This window comes from Marinobacter sp. ATCH36 (assembly GCF_023555055.1).
Lineage (GTDB): Bacteria > Pseudomonadota > Gammaproteobacteria > Pseudomonadales > Oleiphilaceae > Marinobacter.
In genome coordinates, this window is sequence record NZ_JAMJPL010000003.1 from 227,391 (window position 1) to 243,872 (window position 16,482).

The 16,482-nt window shown below is 56.6% G+C and carries 15 protein-coding genes and 1 pseudogene; 5 read left to right on the forward strand and 11 right to left on the reverse strand.

What is annotated here, in order from left to right; translation table 11 throughout:
* Positions 1 to 96: 96 nt before the first annotated feature.
* Positions 97 to 342 (reverse strand): annotated as a pseudogene (locus M8010_RS11940) (transposase); the annotation flags it as partial.
* Between the two features lie 319 nt (positions 343 to 661).
* On the opposite strand from M8010_RS11940, the gene M8010_RS11945 reads away from it, so the two are divergent.
* Together M8010_RS11945 and M8010_RS11950 are read left to right on the forward strand one after the other, a co-directional pair.
* Positions 662 to 940 carry a type II toxin-antitoxin system RelE/ParE family toxin gene (locus M8010_RS11945; RefSeq protein ID WP_250091832.1) on the forward strand — a complete coding sequence of 93 codons (279 nt, stop codon included), beginning with the start codon at positions 662 to 664 and terminating at the stop codon, positions 938 to 940.
* Positions 941 to 952: 12 nt separating this feature from the next.
* Positions 953 to 1,252, forward strand: coding sequence for a HigA family addiction module antitoxin (locus tag M8010_RS11950; protein WP_250091492.1), 300 nt, complete (start codon positions 953 to 955; stop codon positions 1,250 to 1,252).
* A gap of 71 nt (positions 1,253 to 1,323) precedes the next feature.
* Here the strand turns inward: M8010_RS11950 and M8010_RS11955 are convergent, their stop codons facing one another.
* The 8 genes from M8010_RS11955 to M8010_RS20030 form a co-directional block, all read right to left on the reverse strand.
* Complete coding sequence (locus tag M8010_RS11955) at positions 1,324 to 2,988, reverse strand: tetratricopeptide repeat protein (protein WP_250091494.1); 1,665 nt, start codon at positions 2,986 to 2,988, stop codon at positions 1,324 to 1,326.
* Positions 2,985 to 3,551: an OsmC family protein gene (locus M8010_RS11960; RefSeq protein ID WP_250091496.1), complete on the reverse strand. Its 567-nt coding sequence runs from the start codon at positions 3,549 to 3,551 to the stop codon at positions 2,985 to 2,987. Before M8010_RS11960 ends, M8010_RS11955 begins: the two co-directional genes overlap by 4 nt.
* 128 nt (positions 3,552 to 3,679) lie before the next feature.
* Positions 3,680 to 4,753, reverse strand: coding sequence for an alpha/beta fold hydrolase (locus tag M8010_RS11965; protein ID WP_250091498.1), 1,074 nt, complete (start codon positions 4,751 to 4,753; stop codon positions 3,680 to 3,682).
* A gap of 10 nt (positions 4,754 to 4,763) precedes the next feature.
* Positions 4,764 to 5,699: a carbon-nitrogen hydrolase family protein gene (locus tag M8010_RS11970; protein WP_250091499.1), complete on the reverse strand. Its 936-nt coding sequence runs from the start codon at positions 5,697 to 5,699 to the stop codon at positions 4,764 to 4,766.
* Positions 5,700 to 6,141: 442 nt separating this feature from the next.
* Positions 6,142 to 6,606: a c-type cytochrome gene (locus M8010_RS11975; protein ID WP_250091501.1), complete on the reverse strand. Its 465-nt coding sequence runs from the start codon at positions 6,604 to 6,606 to the stop codon at positions 6,142 to 6,144.
* The gene (locus M8010_RS11980) at positions 6,606 to 8,207 is read right to left on the reverse strand and encodes a flavin monoamine oxidase family protein (RefSeq protein WP_250091503.1); all 1,602 of its coding nucleotides are present in this window, start codon (positions 8,205 to 8,207) and stop codon (positions 6,606 to 6,608) included. The genes M8010_RS11975 and M8010_RS11980 overlap by 1 nt, the downstream gene beginning before the upstream one ends.
* A gap of 4 nt (positions 8,208 to 8,211) precedes the next feature.
* Positions 8,212 to 9,744: a c-type cytochrome gene (locus tag M8010_RS11985; RefSeq protein ID WP_349666104.1), complete on the reverse strand. Its 1,533-nt coding sequence runs from the start codon at positions 9,742 to 9,744 to the stop codon at positions 8,212 to 8,214.
* An 84-nt stretch (positions 9,745 to 9,828) separates the two neighbouring features.
* The gene (locus M8010_RS20030) at positions 9,829 to 10,086 is read right to left on the reverse strand and encodes a hypothetical protein (protein WP_349666105.1); all 258 of its coding nucleotides are present in this window, start codon (positions 10,084 to 10,086) and stop codon (positions 9,829 to 9,831) included.
* Between the two features lie 237 nt (positions 10,087 to 10,323).
* On the opposite strand from M8010_RS20030, the gene M8010_RS20035 reads away from it, so the two are divergent.
* Positions 10,324 to 11,883: an NAD(P)H-dependent oxidoreductase gene (locus M8010_RS20035; RefSeq protein ID WP_349666106.1), complete on the forward strand. Its 1,560-nt coding sequence runs from the start codon at positions 10,324 to 10,326 to the stop codon at positions 11,881 to 11,883.
* Positions 11,884 to 12,027: 144 nt separating this feature from the next.
* Here M8010_RS20035 and M8010_RS12005 read toward each other — a convergent pair.
* Positions 12,028 to 13,178, reverse strand: a protein-coding gene (locus M8010_RS12005) for an IS3 family transposase (RefSeq protein ID WP_250091508.1) whose coding sequence is annotated in 2 segments (ribosomal slippage) — positions 12,028 to 12,935 and positions 12,935 to 13,178 — 1,152 coding nt in all. Because the reading frame shifts where the segments join, the coding sequence is not laid out codon by codon here.
* Positions 13,179 to 13,357: 179 nt separating this feature from the next.
* Between M8010_RS12005 and M8010_RS12010 the strand changes: the two genes are divergently transcribed.
* Together M8010_RS12010 and M8010_RS12015 are read left to right on the forward strand one after the other, a co-directional pair.
* A complete protein-coding gene (locus M8010_RS12010) occupies positions 13,358 to 13,714 on the forward strand; it encodes a hypothetical protein (RefSeq protein WP_250091509.1) in 357 nt (118 codons plus the stop codon).
* A complete protein-coding gene (locus M8010_RS12015) occupies positions 13,678 to 13,884 on the forward strand; it encodes a hypothetical protein (RefSeq protein ID WP_250091511.1) in 207 nt (68 codons plus the stop codon). The genes M8010_RS12010 and M8010_RS12015 overlap by 37 nt, the downstream gene beginning before the upstream one ends.
* Before the next feature lie 700 nt (positions 13,885 to 14,584).
* Here M8010_RS12015 and M8010_RS12020 read toward each other — a convergent pair.
* Positions 14,585 to 16,300 carry a protein adenylyltransferase SelO gene (locus M8010_RS12020; protein ID WP_250091513.1) on the reverse strand — a complete coding sequence of 572 codons (1,716 nt, stop codon included), beginning with the start codon at positions 16,298 to 16,300 and terminating at the stop codon, positions 14,585 to 14,587.
* Between the last annotated feature and the right edge of the window lie 182 nt (positions 16,301 to 16,482).

Genomic DNA, 16,482 nt, shown 5'->3' on the forward strand with positions numbered 1-16,482 from the left:
CAATTGTTATGGTCGGGCTGACCGTGCTCAGTCTGTGGATTCTCTCGCTGCCGATTACCGAATAATCGACTATTTCAGTTCTGCGCCCCAGCCGTGAAGTGAAATCACCGGCCTGGGAACGACAGGACGGTTTTGCCACTCATGAACCTTATTGATAGCGGGCTCTGTCATCTTGGATACTAGTGTTGCCGAGATGTCCACGTCGTGCATCTCTTTGAATGCGTCGACGATGTCGCGGGTGCTCACACCCTTAGCGTAAAGAGCCAGGATTTAATTATGCATCTGGGTCAGCCTGGACTGCCCCTTACGCACAAACTGACATTCAAAAAAAACTTCCCGGTCAAATTCTGGATGAGGACTTCTCGGCACATAGAGGCCCGGTCAATTAGCACATCTAGCGAAAGGGAAAGCGGGCCGTCCATCATAATAGCGATGAAACGATATTCGATACGATTTGGACTGATTCGGAGCATTTCTAAACGGTAACGGAGGAAAAACGAGCTGGACGCCGAATTTAGTACTTTGTGTGGAAATTGAAACTGACTCTCTATTCTAGAATCTACTTTAAGTTTGTTTAGTACTTTGCGTGGAAACAGGCTGGTAAGCATCTGATTTGTCGTTAAACGGGTTTAGTACTTTCTGTGGTCGTCCACTCTTGCCGATGATCAAAAGCTTTCGATGTAAGGATACTAAGGCCCTGTTCAAGACTGGTAAAACCAGACGGTTTTCGTCGATCAAGGCCGTAGCTGAACGCAAACTCATCATGCTCGATGCTGCCGAGGCTCTAAAAGATCTCAAGTCCCCGCCTGGCAATCAATTGGAACCGCTGACTGGGGATCGTAAGGGCCAGCACAGCATTCGGATTAACAAGCAGTGGCGAGTATGTTTCCGATGGACTTACGATGGTCCCGAGGATGTAGAAATTGCTGATTACCATTGAGGAGAATGCGCTATGACACGTAACGGTATGCGCCCCATCCACCCCGGGGAGATCCTTCGGGAAGAATATCTGGAGCCGCTGGAAATGAGCGTGAACGCACTCTCCAAAGCACTTCATGTGCCCGCAACCCGGATGAATGAAATTGTTCGTGAAAATCGCGGTATCACGGCAGACACAGCAATGCGGCTTGCCCGCTATTTTGGCACTAGCGAACGCTTCTGGCTGAACCTGCAGACTGAGTTTGAACTGCGTCGGGCTCAGATTAGCAAAGCGGAACAGGTGGCCCGAGAAGTTCAGCCTCACGCGGCGTGAAAGACCGTAGACTGTCAAGCCGCTCGCAACCAGGTAGGAAGCCAGATTGCCGCCGGTACTTATGCAGCTTGTCAGAGCCGTGATTCGGTAGGAACCAGATCGGCATGTTGCCAGGCTTCGAAAAAGCGATGCTGCACTTCCCTGGCCTCCTGTACATTCCCCTGCCGTTGAAGCGCCTTCATCAAACCGAACAGTGACCAGCCGTTGTCGGGAAATTCCCGTAGGTCTTGCCGATATATTTGCTCTGCACGCTCAGGCTGGTCGGCTTGCAACAGGATTGCGCCCAAAGCCTGGCGTGTCGGGTATTGCCAACTGGGAGGTTCGTGGTAGTTCAGGGCATCCTCGCGTTCTACCGCACGATCAAGGCTGTCGATGGCGACTTCGACGTGTCCGTCGGCGGCTGCGATTTCTCCTGCCAGCGAGTAGGAGGCAATTTCCAGAATGTGCCGGCTATTGTTGATTCCCCATACAGTCACCCACTTGAGACTCGGATCTGTCCGTAGCTCATCCAGCCTTTCCAGTTCCGTTCTGGCAGCTTGCTGTTTACTCTGGCGGGTATAGGCCATCCCTCTTGCATAGTGGTACACCGCTCGCGGATAAACCAGGTCTTCGGCGGGTTCTTCAAGGTTTAGTATCAAGTCCCATTTGCCAAACCGAACCAAGGCATAAACCGGCGTTATCCAGTAGTGCTGGAGCGTGGTCAGCGGGCGTAGGCGCATGGTATCGAGGTCGACCATGCCTGCCATCTCCTGTGCCAGGCGGATTGCCAGCTCACTGCGCCCTTCAAGCGTGGCAGTGAACCAGCCGAAGTGATAGTTGTGGGGCACGTAACCCAGCCGGTACGCACTCTGGGGATCCACCTGTTCGAGGTAACGTTGGTCGGCCTCGATGGCGCGGAGATTGGCTTGAGTGGCGTTGTGGTAATGGCCGACTCTTATGTAGATGTGGGCCGACATGTGTACCAGATGGCCGGCGGCGGGCACCAGATCCTCAAGCCGCTTGGCTGCGTCAAGCCCCTGCCCTGGATCGCCCGCTTCTACCGCGTGAATAAGTAGATGATTCGCGTGAGGATGGTCGGGCTGACGCTGTAAGACGCTCTTCAAGGTTTTAAGAAGCCTTTCGGTTTGCGCCTTTGGCTCGCCGTTCTCCTGCCAATAATCCCAGGGTGTCAGGTTCATTAGCGATTCGGCATAAATGACCTGAGCATCGAGATCGTCGGGGTAGTCTGCGGCAACCTGCCCCATTGCTTCGGCAAAGGCTTGATCCCGTGAGGATCGGTTCTCCATAGCTGTGGGCCCATAGCGCTTTGCCAGCGCATTGATATAGGCCTGCTCCCGCACACTAGCTTTGCTTGCGGTAGCCTCGGCTTTTTGCAGTAATTCCCAGGCCTTCGGGGCATTCTCCGGGTTCATGGCCGAATTAATGTTGGGGCCCAGCACCCATGCCGCGCCCCACCAGGCCATGGCGGCATCCGGGTTAAGCTCGGCGGCTTGCAGAAAGGATCGGTGAGCTTCGTGATGGTTAAAACCAAAAGCTAGCACCAGGCCCTGGTCAAAATAACGCTGCGCCAACCCGGAGTCGGTGGTGATGGGGTGATGGTGATCGCCCAGCCCTTCAAATAATGGCACGCGGCTGGTGTCTGATGGAACGCGACCGGTGTCGCTGTGGGCGAGTACGTTTAGAGGTATGGTAAGGATAAGAACTGTTGTCAGTACTATCGCTTTGGTCGCGTTCATGAGTCTGCCGCCTGTTCTACGTGCCAGAGTGTTTTCACGTCGACCTCTGCCCGGATAGTCTGCATGACCACACAGCAGGCTTCCGCTTGCTTCATTAGCATTTTCAGCCTGTTGTCATCGGTTTTCCGGGCCAGGTGCAGCCACACTGTGCAATCCATTCGCTGAAAGTGCACCGGCACGGATGAATCCACCATGAGGGCACCCCGCAAATCGCATTCCGCGCCAGCGGCCACCTCGATATCAGCGAGCTCGATATCGAGCCACTGCGCGCTCATGCGAGTGGTCGAGAGCAGGCATGCGGCGAGTGCTGATGTGAGCAGATCCCCCGGATTTGGAGCATCGTGATCACCCCCAGCCGACCGATGAATACCGAAGCGCCAGCGCTCACCGGCGTTGTTCGCCGGTTCGATCTCGCCGTGAAAAGGGTCGGCACTGGCTCCCACAATTGCCCGGGCTTCATCGCGGATCCATGCGGCATCAGGGTCTTTGCGATAGCGTTGTTGCAATGGCTTCTGGCGGGTAGGGACCAATCTCGGATCGGTTTTGGTAATTGTTGCGTTCATGTTCTGACTCCTTCTGGTTGAAGCTTGCAACTTCAAACTACTTCACAATCGGAGCCGCGGCATGCGGCATTTGTCCCGGTTGGATGGAAACTACTGTGATTATAGGAGGCAAAAGTCCCGGGTGAGGATCAGTCTGCGCCGAAACCGTGTTCCCGTGCCTGTACGATCAACTGTGCACGGGTCGGGATGTCGAGACTGCCGCATATGGCACAGACATGATTGCGTACGGTTTTTGTCGAAATAGACAGGGTCTGGCCAATCTCGGTATTTGACTGGCCCCGGGCCACCAGGTTGAGAACCATCAGTTGGCGACTCGTCAACTCACCAACCCATGGCGCCGCCCTGCTCCCCGCTGTCGCCGGCGAGTCGGCGAGAAAGCGGCGCAACTCGCTGATGAAAACTGGCCAGGAACTGTCTTCAAGCTGCAGTATGTGGTTCGCTCCCTTCAGCGGTAAAAAATATGCGTCGGGTAACTGCGATGCCAGGCTGCGTCCCAGCTCGAAAGGCACCATATCATCGTCTTCAACATGGGCAACCAGTGTCGGAGTATGGATGTGTGGGAGCAGTTCATGAACGTCAATCTCGTGGAAGCCGCGCCACAATCGCACGGCATCCTCAGGTGAAGCAGTGGTTCTTTGCAGTTCGTCCCACCAGCCAATCTGCTTAAGGTCATGTCCTGGAGATAAGCGGCGGGCAAATAGCTCGCGGAAGGCACCGGTTTTGCGGCCCCAGCCAATTTTTATCATGCTCGCCAGCGCTTCGGCCTCTTCCTTGTTCTCTTCACTGGCGCCGGGCGTAAAGGCTCCATTGGTATAAGCGTTATAGAGCACCAATTTACTAACCTGTTCGGGATGACGGAAAGCATAAAGCAGCGCGATGGGGCCGCCCTGACATAGCCCTATCAGCGAGAAGTGGTTCCAGCCCAGGCTTTCTACAACCGCCTCAAGATCTTTAATCCAGGCTTCCAGGCCCTGTTCAACAACATCATGATCGGACAAGCCGCTACCACGAATGTCGAAGCGAGCAAGCGTGTGGCTATGCGTTAATTCACGCAACCAATGTTGCCACACAGGACTACCCCAATCGCGTTCCACATGAGTCAGCCAACCCCCGACGCGAATGAGCGGAGGGCCACGGCCTGCAACAGCGTACGCGATGCGCACACCATCCGATGTGGTGCAGAAGCTGATTCGCTGTCTCACTGCGGCACCTTCAGTCGAATACCACAGGCGGTTGCTTTGCCCGATCGACGCGCAGTGAGAATACATCCGGGCGTGCGTAGTGACCACTGGCGTCGAATTTGCGGCGTGAGGATCGGGCGGCACTGACATCTATTTCAGCAAGCAGCAAGCCTTTTTCCTCGTGCATCGGTCCTGCATGAATGCCTCCGAATGGCTTGTAGACCACTGCATCGCCGGGATTAACCCATTCGTCCTTATTTGGAAACAGCTCTTCATAATAAGGAATGTCGGTGGGAATATCCGAGACTTCGAGCGCGGTTGCGCAGCCAATCACCCAGCAGCCGCCTTCGCGGGCGATATGTTGCATGGTGGCCAGCCAGGTGTCGCCGCTGTCCCAGGTGGGCGCCACGTAGATGTCGATGTTCTGTGAATACAACGCGAAACGCGCCAGCGGCATGTAGTTTTCCCAGCACAGCAGAGTGCCGATGCGCCCGACTGCGGTCTCGACAACATTCAGGCCCGAGCCGTCACCGAAGCCCCAGACCATGCGTTCTGGATTGGTTGGCATCAGCTTGCGGTGGTTGTTGGCAATGGTCCCGTCGGCGTCAATGATGATGCAGCTGTTGAACAGGGTGCTGCCGCTGACCGCGCCATCCAGCTCCTGATAGCCAGCGACGATAACAACCTCGTGTTCCTTTGCGGCTTCCTGCAAAGGGGACATGCCGCCCCGGCTCAGGTCAATTGAATTGGCTTGCAGATGGGCGAACAGCTCGTCGGTTTTTCCCATCCCCGCGCCGGGTGGCAGGCGCCAGACAAAGGTTGGGTAGCCGGGAAACCACGCCTCAGGAAAAACCACCATCTGAGCGCCCTCACCTGCTGCTTTCGCGATCAGCTCAACCGCACGGGACATGGTTTTTCCAAGGTCAAGGTAGACGGGTGGTTCCTGAATGATCGCTATCTTTGTCATGACTCTTCCATTTGAGTTATGCCGCAAAAAGGCGGATCGCTATTTCAGAATAGTTCATATATGCACCTAGTGCGAAGGCCCCTTGAACAACAAATACCGCTCCATGCCTGGCTGAAAAATGCGCTACCTTCGCTTTCCCCGATCAAAGCCGGCTAGTTGATGGCCTGATGAATGATCTTTCGCAGATGAAAGAGGTCAAGGTCGATGTTGAGAAACAGAGCGCCAAGTCAGTCGTAACGCAGTTTGCCCGTTTCACTGAATTAACTTTGGTGACGGCACGATCTGTGGCGGTGGCAAACTCCGGTCCTGAGGTTGATTGCACGCACTTAGAATGGCCAGCTCCTCGGCCTGCGTGAGTTTATGGGGCTGTTCGACCTGTTTCGCATCAGGACGCCGATCTTCAGCAACCCGGCCGCCGACATCATGGAGGCTCCTTTGCAGGTCAATCCTCTTGCTCGGGCGGGCGCAGACGGGCGACTTCTTCAGCCGTAATCTCATCCGGATAGTCATTCCCGAAATGGCTGCGGACATAAGTCGTCAGGGCTGCGACCTGTTCATCCGACATCATGCCGCCAAAGCGCGGCATGCCTTGGTACCCGGTCAGGATGACCCCCGCGATAAAATGCCGCGAGGTCAGCTTGGTGTTGTCGCTATTCAGGGGCGGGTACGCGCCCGCACCTGTGGCTCCTGTACCATCCTCCATATGACATGCCTGGCAGGTGGTCTGATAAAGCGCCGCCCCATCCGTTTGGGTGAGGTGGTCCGGATCGCTGGAAAACCGTGACAGCAGCGCTTCAAGGTCCCCCACGGATGCGGGCGGCTGTGCCGGCGACGGCGTATCCTGCGCTGTGGCGGCGGACGCGAGAAGGGTTCCCGCGAGGATCAGGCAGAGGGCATCCCGGTGCATTACGTATTCTCCCTTTGATCCAGTTGCCGGATGGCGTCCAGCGCCGACAGGAGAGCCCCTTCGAGCCATGCCGGAAGATGCGAGCAATGCTCGCCTGCCAGTACAAGCCGGTTGTCTATTTCGCACAAAGTCTTGTAATGCACATTGCGCAGCTGTTCGGTCCATTGGCCATAGCAGCCCAATGACCAGTCGACACGGTGCCATACCCACGAGGTGCCGTTCATGAACTCGGCATCATATTGTGGATGAATCTGGCGCCCCAGCGCGAGAGCTGCTGCGACGCGTTCCTTCGGTGTCATGGTCGACCATGAATAGGTGAAGTTTTTGCCCGCGGTCGATGTATCGTAAGCCGCCTGCAGGACTGCCGGGCCATCGCTCATAAAGCCGTAGTTCGGATAGGCGATCTGCACCAGCGGCAGGTCCGTATAGCTGATCCCACCCATGATCCAGTCATCCTGCTCCCAGAAACGCCGCTTGAACTCCAGCGCGACCTTAAACGCCGACGCATACGGGACCGCCGCGATCGCCCTCCGCATCGGTTCCGAGCAATCGACGTCAAGCTGCGCGAGAACCGACAATGGGATGGTGCAGATACACCAGTCTGCGGTTTCCTCGCGCATCATGCCGTCGCGATCGCGATCTTCGTAGGTCACGGTGACGCTGGTATCTCCTTGCGCAATCCGGGTGACGCGGGCATTGAACTGGATCGTATCTGATACCTCGCGCGCGAAAGCGTCGGCAATCGCGTCCATGCCGCCCGCCGGCTCGAACATCGGCGAACTGTAGGAATAACCGTTGAAGTTGAAAAGCTGGTCCCACAACCCGGATTGCAGCAGGGGCGAAAGTTCCAGCGGATTCGAGGCTTTCTGATCGGGCATCAACCCGCCGCCGGGTGGCACCTCCCAGCCGCGGACGCCCCCCAGATCTGTGTTCGTGCCGTAGCGGAGATTGTGGTCCAGAACGCCCCATTCTCGCAGCCCTTCGAGCAGCTTTTCGCGATCCTCGGTGCTCACCGTCTCGTCGAGTCCGCCCTGGTCCAGTGATTTGGCCAGCAACTCGGACACATGGCCGCGCACATCCGTTGCAACCTGGCCGACCCGCTGCGGCTGCCCGCCGAAGGCACGGGACGAATGCAGATAGGCCTTTTCATTGTGCATAATAAAGGGGTGCAGCGGCACGCCCAGCCGGCGGCAATAATCGAAGACCGCGCGGTGATGCACCGGCAACCTCCAGGGGCCGGGATTGAAATAGCCGTCACCCTCGAAATTGCAGGCAATCTCGTGGCCCCCCATCTCCGTGTACCTGTCACCGCCCCGCAGGGTCAGACACCGCCCGCCGTGGCGGTTCTGATACTCGAGGATCTTCACCTCATATCCGGCGCGCCGCATCTCATAGGCGGCGGCCATGCCGGCGACGCCTGCGCCAAGGATCAGGACCCGGCGTCCCTGACGTGGACCCTGCAGGGCGACCTGCCCGGTATAACCGGAATCCTGCGCGAAGCCGAGGCTGGTCATCGCCTGGTACATTGCTGCGGCCCCGGCGACCTGACCGATCATCTTCAACAACTGCCGGCGGCTTGGGTTGAAAGATCCGGTGTCCATAATGTCAGCCTTCTTGCCGTTTGAGCCTGCGCCGCCGAATGACCCACCAAAGGATCAGCAAAGCGACGACGAAGGCGAGAGTCACGCCGACCCACGCCAGAACCTGAAGAATGCGCAGGGGTGACGGCATCTCTTGATCGAAGGCAAGGACGTGCATGACGTTCGCTTCTGTCACGGTGCTGTCCTCGCGCCCGCCAAAGGTGCTCCGGGTATAGTTGGCCAGCGTGGCGATCTGTTCGGCGCTCAGCTCATCCCCGAACCCCGGCATTGCGGGGGCGCGATAGATCTTGCCCGCCGGCACGCCATGCAGCAGCACCTGCAACAGATTTCCCGTATCGGCGCGGCGCAGTGCAGCGTTCTGGGTCAGCGATGGATAGTAGGCCTGTGGCTGTCCTTGCCCGGTGACGCCATGGCAAGCCGCGCAATGGACCACATACAGTTGCTCCGCCGCGTTCAGATCGTCGCGGGCCACCGCCACGGCCATTTCTTCACGGATCTGACCATAGCGGTGCTGTGGCTCCGTCCGCTCGGCCTCAGGCGGGAGGAGGGAAGTGTCCTGCTTCCCGCGCGGGACCGTGGGGACGACCCTGAGATAGGACACGATTGCCGCAAGATCGTCCTCCGTAAGATGGCTGGTGCTGTGGCGAACCACATCCGCCATCGGTCCGGCGGCCTGCGCGACATTGCCGGCATGCCCCGTGCTCAGATACTCGATGATGTCCTGATCAGTCCATCCACCGAGCCCGTTAACCGGATCCGGCGTCAGGTTCGGGGACAACCAGCCGTCCATCTCCTCGCCTGCCAGATACTGGTCTTCCTGGGTAGCAAAGAGGTCGTTGCGCGGCGTGTGGCATTCGCCGCAGTGCCCCAGGTGATTAACCAGATAAGCGCCGCGTGCCAGCACCGGATCATCGAACTGCGGCAGGTCGCGGTCACCCAGATAGAGCCAGTTCCAGGCGATCACGCCCATTCGGATATTGAACGGGAAGGGAAGATCGGTTTCCTCGGCAGGGGGTTCGTCGATGGCTTCCTGGTCGCGCAGCCAGGCATAAAGGGCGTCAATGTCGTCATCCGTTATGCCGCGGTAGGACGCATAGGGCATCGCCGGATAGAGCCACCTGTCCGGAGCTACGCCGCGTCGCAACACATCGGCCAGATCGTCGCGGCTGTAGCCGCCAATGCCATAGGTGTCCGATGGGCTGATGTTGCTGGCGACGATGGTCCCCATAGGGGTCTCGACCCGGTAACCGCCGGAGAGATCCTCCTGATGGCAGGACATGCAGCCCGCCGCCCGCGCTACATATTCACCGCGTTTGGCCTCCTCCGAAGTGTCCGTTGTGGCGTTGGGCGCCGCATCGGGGCTCTGGGCAAAGGCACCCCCGGCCACCACTCCCATTACCAACAGCGTAGGGATGAGTCGTGGCAGTAGAGGGATCACGGTCCGGTGCTCGCTTGTTACCAAAGTATCACTCCCTCCCAGGGGCGACTCGGGTACGCGCATTCCGCGCGGGCCGCATTCTGCCGCCATGCCTTCCATCGCACTGAAGAGCTAAACAACCGGGTTACTATCAATGTAGCAGAACAGAACAACCGGGACAGGTTTATTTTTTTAGAGTTATTGTCAAATCTGCTTTATGACCATCAGGCAGCGGTATTTGCCCAGACCATAGCGCTCGTGACCATGTGGTGCCACCGAAGCACCTGATGCAGAAAAATCCCATCGAAAAACCCGCCGACGACGCCAAAGAAGATGCCGGCTGCGATAGGAAACTGTCTTTCTTTGCGTTCGTCCGTAGCCATTCTGCTTTCTACTGTAGTGATCATCGGTCCAAGACACGGTCGATAGAGAGATCTCCGCAAGAACGTGGCTTTCATTCATTCACTGACTCCCTTACATAAAATCTACTATATAGATGGTGAGTACAACTTGCTTATGATCATGAACTCAAGTGCGCAAGGGACGCTTCTTACGTCGCGACCCTGCTGCAAGCGTCAATCACAGATTCAGGATTCGCGGATGGCTATAATTATTCATCTCACTGCAGCAATATGGACTTTGCCGGCCGGGATTAGTCAACTAACGTAAGACTATAGGAGAGCGTTCAGGACGAACATCATGCTGACTGAGGGATTTGGATCGGCTGAGCGGCCGATAAACGCGCTGGTTATTCTAGGGCATCCCCGCGCCGAAAGTTTTTGCGGAGCGCTGGCCGAGGCCTTCTGCCGAGGCGCAAGCGCGGCGGGGGTGCAGCTGCGCAGGCTAGACCTGTCAAAACTGGATTTCGATCCTCACTTGCACACGCCCTCCCCCAACGACCAGCCACTCGAAGACGACCTGTGCAGGGCGCGGGAGCTCTTTCTTTGGGCGGATCACCTGGTAATCGTTTACCCAACCTGGTGGGGCTCCGCTCCCGCCTTGCTCAAAGGCTTTCTGGATAGGCTTATGGCACCAGGCTTTGCCTTCATGACCTGCGAAGGCGGCACGGGTTATCAAGGGCTGTTGCAAGGCCGCTCAGCTCAGCTTATCACCACCATGGATACCCCCCCGCTTGTGCATCGGCTACTGTACCGGCAACCGGGTAAGAATGCCCTGGCACGGGCGACCCTGGGCTTTTGCGGCATACGCCCGGTGCGTTCGCTGGTGTTTGGCTCCGTCAAGCACGCCAGCGCGGACCAACGAGAGGCATGGCTCGCCCGCGCAGAACGACAGGGCCGGCGGCTACAGCAGGGTCGGATCACCCGGATGGACCGGCTGCGGCAAAAAACTGGCGCTTGGCTGCGAAGCCTGCGACTGCAGTTTTATCCAATGTCGTGGATGGCCTATGCCATCGGCGCTCTCGCGGCCTCCCCCGGCAGCCCCGTGCTCGGAACGTCGGTGTTCTGGGCTGGCTACCTCTGCCTCTTCCTACTTGAGGTGGCAACCGTGCTGATCAATGAGGTGGTCGATCTTCCCACGGATCAGCACAATCGTTACTTCAACGCCTTCACCGGCGGGTCGCGTGTACTGGTTGACGGCTCGTTAAGCCAACAGGAGCTCAAGGCAGGGGTAGGCGTTGCGCTATTGGGCCTGCTAGCCAGCACGATCTGGCTACTGTCTCTATCCGCGGCGGTGCCGGCTGCCATTATCGCGGTACTTGGCGCCCTGACGGTGCTGGCCATCGGCTACACGGCGCCGCCGCTGAAGCTCAGCTATCGTGGCTTGGGAGAGGTGGATGTGGCGGTCACCCACAGCCTCGGCGTACTGTTGTGTGGCTACGTGTTCCTTGGCGGGGTCTGGAATGACCCCACGCCATGGCTCCTGAGTCTGCCCATGTTGCTGGGAATATTGCCCTCCATCACGCTGGCGGGCATACCGGATCTTCAGGCGGATGCCATGGCGTCCAAGCGCACCTTAGCGGTACGCTTCGGATTCAGGAACGCGCTGCGTATTGCGCTCTTCTTCGTCCTGCTCTCCTCCGTAGCTGCGCTGGCCTGGGACGTCTGGGGGCTGGCCGGTGGCGCCTACACCGGCATTGCCTGGCTGGTCGTCCCTCACGCCGCTTTGTTGACCTGGCTTTTGTATCGACATGTTCAGATTGATTGTGCCCCCGGCCGCATCGATGGGCTGATGGTTGCTTCGCTGGGCTACGTGGTGTGGTTTGGGCTGGTTCCATTATTGAAACTGGCACTACTATAAGCATCCGCAGGCCTCGCGAGCGCCTCTCAGTGTTGCGTGGTTGAATATGATCCGCCCCCGCAACGTCAGTTTAGCGCTCTCCTTTGAAATGCGGGCAAGATGGGAAGGTATCTGTTTCCACCGGAGTGGCAAGCCCCCGATATCCTAGACACCTGACAGCTTTGTGAAATACTGCTTTTCGAAGTCCGCTGGCGACAGGCCACCGTTGTTGCCATGACGGCGAACCGGGTTATAGAACATCTCGATGTAATCGAAGATATCTTGGCGAGCCGTTTCCCGATCTTTGTAGATTTTCCGTTTCACCCGCTCGCTCTTGAGCAACGAGAAGAAGCTTTCGGCAACGGCATTGTCGTGACAGTTGCCACGCCGGCTCATGCTGGGTTTCAGTCGGTGGTCTTTCAGGAAGTCTCTCCATTCACGGCTGGTGTACTGCGATCCCTGATCGGAGTGGATCAGAACCTCCTGTTTTGGCCGACGCTTCCAGGAAGCCATCAACAGCGCATCCATAACAAGGTCTGTCGACATTCTCGATTTCATGGACCAGCCAACGATTTGTCGTGAGAACAAGTCCAGCACTGCCGCGAGATACAGGAAGCCCTCATGGGTACGGATGTAGGTGATATCGGTCACCCAACGTTCGTTCGGCTTCTGGGCCTCGAACTCACGGTTCAGATGATTCGGTGCCACGTGAGCCGGCTTGCCACCGTAATAGCCCTTGTGGCGCTTGTAACCGCGCTGTGCGCGGATGCCTTCGTTTCTCATGAGCCGGTACACCCGGTTCTTACTGCACCGCTCTCCGAGGTCTTTCAGATCCAGGGTGATGTTCCGGTAGCCGTACACGCCACCACTTTCGAGCCAGGCCTGTTTGATCAATCCCACCAAGCGACGATTGGCCTTGGCGCGAGGGCTTTCCGGTGTATGTAGCCAGCTATAGAAGCCACTGAAGTGGACTCCCAGAACCCGGCACATGACACGGACTCGAAATTCACTCTGGTGAGCCCTGATGAAGCGATACTTTACTTGGACTCTTTGGCAAAGAACGCTGCGGCCTTTTTTAGTATGTCGCGCTCTTCACTGACCCGGCGCAACTCCGCTCTCAACTTGCGCAGCTCATCCTGCTGGTCGTTGATCTGTTGGTGCTGGCTGCCAGCATCACCGTAGAGCTTGATCCATTTATGCAAGCTGGCTGAGGTGATCCCCAGTCTCCGGCACACATCCGTCACCTTGTAGCCACGCTCGGTGACTTGCTTGACGGCCTCAATTTTGAATTCTTCGGAGTATCGCTTTCCGCTCATTACCAACACCTGTAGATTTGCGTTTAGTGTAACGCTATCAGGCGTCTACTGTATCGGGGGCTTGCCAGAGAGCGGCCAGAAGTGGAGCCGTAATATCGGCCAGGGAGAGATAGTATGAACAAGCAAAGACGTTAATTCGGAATATCAGTCTCCAACTTGCGACAGCCGGGGTGAGTGGCTTGCTTCTGGCATCGCCGGTATTGGCCCAGTCAGACTCGAATGATCAGAACAAGCAAGCCAATGAGAGTAAGAGCCAGAAAATGGAGCAAGCGGCCCGTGCCGAATTCAAGCAGCTGGATAAGAACAGCGATCAGAAGCTGCAATGGGATGAAATAGAGCCGCAGGTTGAGCAATCGGATCTGAAAAATAAGTGGAATCAGAACAAACTCATGAGCGAGTATGAAGGGCACATGGTCATAAACGCCGACGGCCAGGAGCTTGGTGAGGCCAACCAGGTGGTCATGTCCGATGAGCAGGTACTGCAGGTGTGGTGCTCTCGATGGGGGGTATTCTGGGTATCGGTGCCAAGCAGGTAATGGCGCCTCTGGATCAATTGAGCCTGGAAGGTGATCGGCTGATCTGGAAGACCTCCCAGACAAAAGATGATCTCAAGCAGTCAGCGGATTATGAGAAGGATAATCACAGGGAGGTATCTTCCAACGACTATCAGACTGTGGGTGAACTCAAGCAAAGCATTGGCCAGTAAGCCAACCTGACTGGCGGCAGGGGCTGGAGGAAAACTCAGTGCCCTGCCCCGGGCGCGTCGTAAGACTGCGTGGCAACGCCTAGTTGCTTGCCGTCCAGGTGCCTGTATCCCAGAGCTCCGCCGCAGCATCCAAGTGCAACGCGGTCGAGGCCATTCCACCCTAAAGTGTGAAATCATTGTTTGCTTGGTACAACTTATTGAATTATCGATCGAAAACTGTAGTGCTTTGTTTGGTCATCTACAAAGTACGGGTATTTTCATATGAGTAATAATGGTTTCTGCCTACGCCCAATAGAGCCTCTTATTCGTAGACTAATAGTGAGCTTACACATAATCTGTCGGCCAAAGGTTGAGTTCAGTTGTTACTTGTTCGTTGGGACAAAACTCCTGAACATCAGACGTAAGGCCGACAATTGAGCGACTGGAGGTTATACCCTATGAACATTGTTCCCGTAATTACTCTTTTCGGCGGCCTGGCAGCATTTTTTTCACTGGCCGTTGCCCTGCGATTCGCAGTTGGCAAAGTTCAGGTTCCCGTCAAACAGATGGACAAATAACTCATCGGCTCTTAATTATTCGTTAGCCAGGTGTAAACCGGCTGTTTCTTTGACAGCCGGCTTCTCATTTTATGCGATCAAGCAAACTCAGCTGCGCTATTCGACCATTATCGACTGAATTTAGCACTTTGGATGGTCGTCTATCACGACGAGCAGCTATAGTGTGACGATCCACCAACCTCAAAGAGTTCGGGCGGCTTCAGCCTGTAGTATTTCTGCTCCACTCCCTCCGATTGCTCGGCGTAGGGCTGCGTCATGACCTCCTGCAGTTCTCGCAGTAAAGAATAACTGCCCTCTGCCGCTTGCTTATAGGCAGGCACAACGAACCACTCCCTCAAGCTGTACTTCGGGTTGACAAGCTTCATCTCACTGGAAAGCTCTTCACGAGAGCGAGATTGAGTGAACGCTTTCCATTTTTTGAGCCACGCTGACCAGCGCTTATCTATGCCTTCGGGGTCTGCAGCATAGCTCCGGGCCTTGTAGAAGCTCTTCTTGAGTGGGCCAATGTCGTCAGGCAACGACGAGAGTTCCCGGAAGAACATGGTGTAATCAGCGGGCGTTTGCATCATCAGCATCGCCAGTTCGCGGAACAAGGCGGCGTCAAAAGCGTCAAGTCCAAGCTTGGCCGCCCACATATTCTCCATTTGCTGTTGCATCACCTTCGGAAAATCACTTTGAATCTCGTCGAGCTGCCGCAGACAGTCCTGGTGAGCCGTCAACAACGGCCGCAACGCCGAACAAAACGAGTGGAAATTGCGTTCTGCCGCCGCTGGTTGGTTGAGGAACGAGAAGTGTTGACCGCCCCCCGTCCATGGTTGGTACTGCGAATCAAACACATTGATAAATCCAAAAGGTCCATAGTCGAGCGTGAAGCCGCCGGCCGCACAGTTGTCGCTGTTGAAGTTACCCTGGCAGTAGCCAACACGTATCCAGTTCGCCACAAGCGACGTCAGTCGGCTGCAAAACTCACGTGCAAGCAACACAATTTTTTCGGCGGTAGGCAGTGTCTGGTCGATAACGTCACCGTACTCACGATCGATCAGGTGCAGGACGATCTTCTCCAGCTCCTCCATTGCCTGCGGGTGTTCCTTCTTGCGGGCACGACGACTGAAGAGCTCGAGCTGCCCTACCCGAATGAACGACGGTGCAACACGCGTAGAGATGGCAACGGGCTCGGATATAAGCACATCCGGATCTATTGAGCGTGAGCCCTCCGAATACCACGGACGCCTGACTGTCTCGGTTTTTGACACGTAAAGAATCAGAGACCGTGACGTTGGCACACCGAGCGCGTGCATGTGCTCCTGTGCCAGGAACTCCCGAACACTGGACCGCAGAACGGCCCGGCCGTCCGCGCCGCGGCAGTATGGTGTGCGCCCTGCTCCTTTGAGTTGCATTTCCCAGCGTTGGCCGTTGATGACTGCCTCAAGCACCGAAATAGCGCGACCGTCGCCGTATCCGTTGCCGGTCTGGAACGGGCATTGCTGGTAGAACTCGGTGCCATAGATAGAAAGTGCGTAGCCACATGCCCACCCGACCTTGCGCATTGGCTCCGGAACACGCGATAGATCGCCGGAGAACATGCGGACGAATTCATCCGACTGCGCCATCCCGTCGGCGAAGCCCAGCTCGCGAAACAGGTTATGGCTGTGCGCGACGTATTCAGGGTTTTCGATGGGCGTGGGATTGACCGGCACATAATGGCCCGATAAGACCTGTCGCGGCGCGTGGTCGTCTCCGTTTGCTTTGCCCTCAGGGTCGCAGTTGAGAGTATCCATGAGCGAATAGTCTGCCAACGGTGCGAGATCGTCGAGGGTCGCGACAATGGTGGGGATTTCCCGGGGCTGTCGCTTCTGCATAGGGACTCCTCATGCGTGGTTTTTGATAATGGACTAGCTACCGCTTATTCCTGATTGGGTTCATACTGGATCTTGAAAGCATAGGTATCCAACATTGCACTAATGCCGATGCACCCGCAATCAGAGGTCAATAGATAGTATGAGTAAAAGCCAGGACAGAAAAAAAGATATCAAAAAGAAAC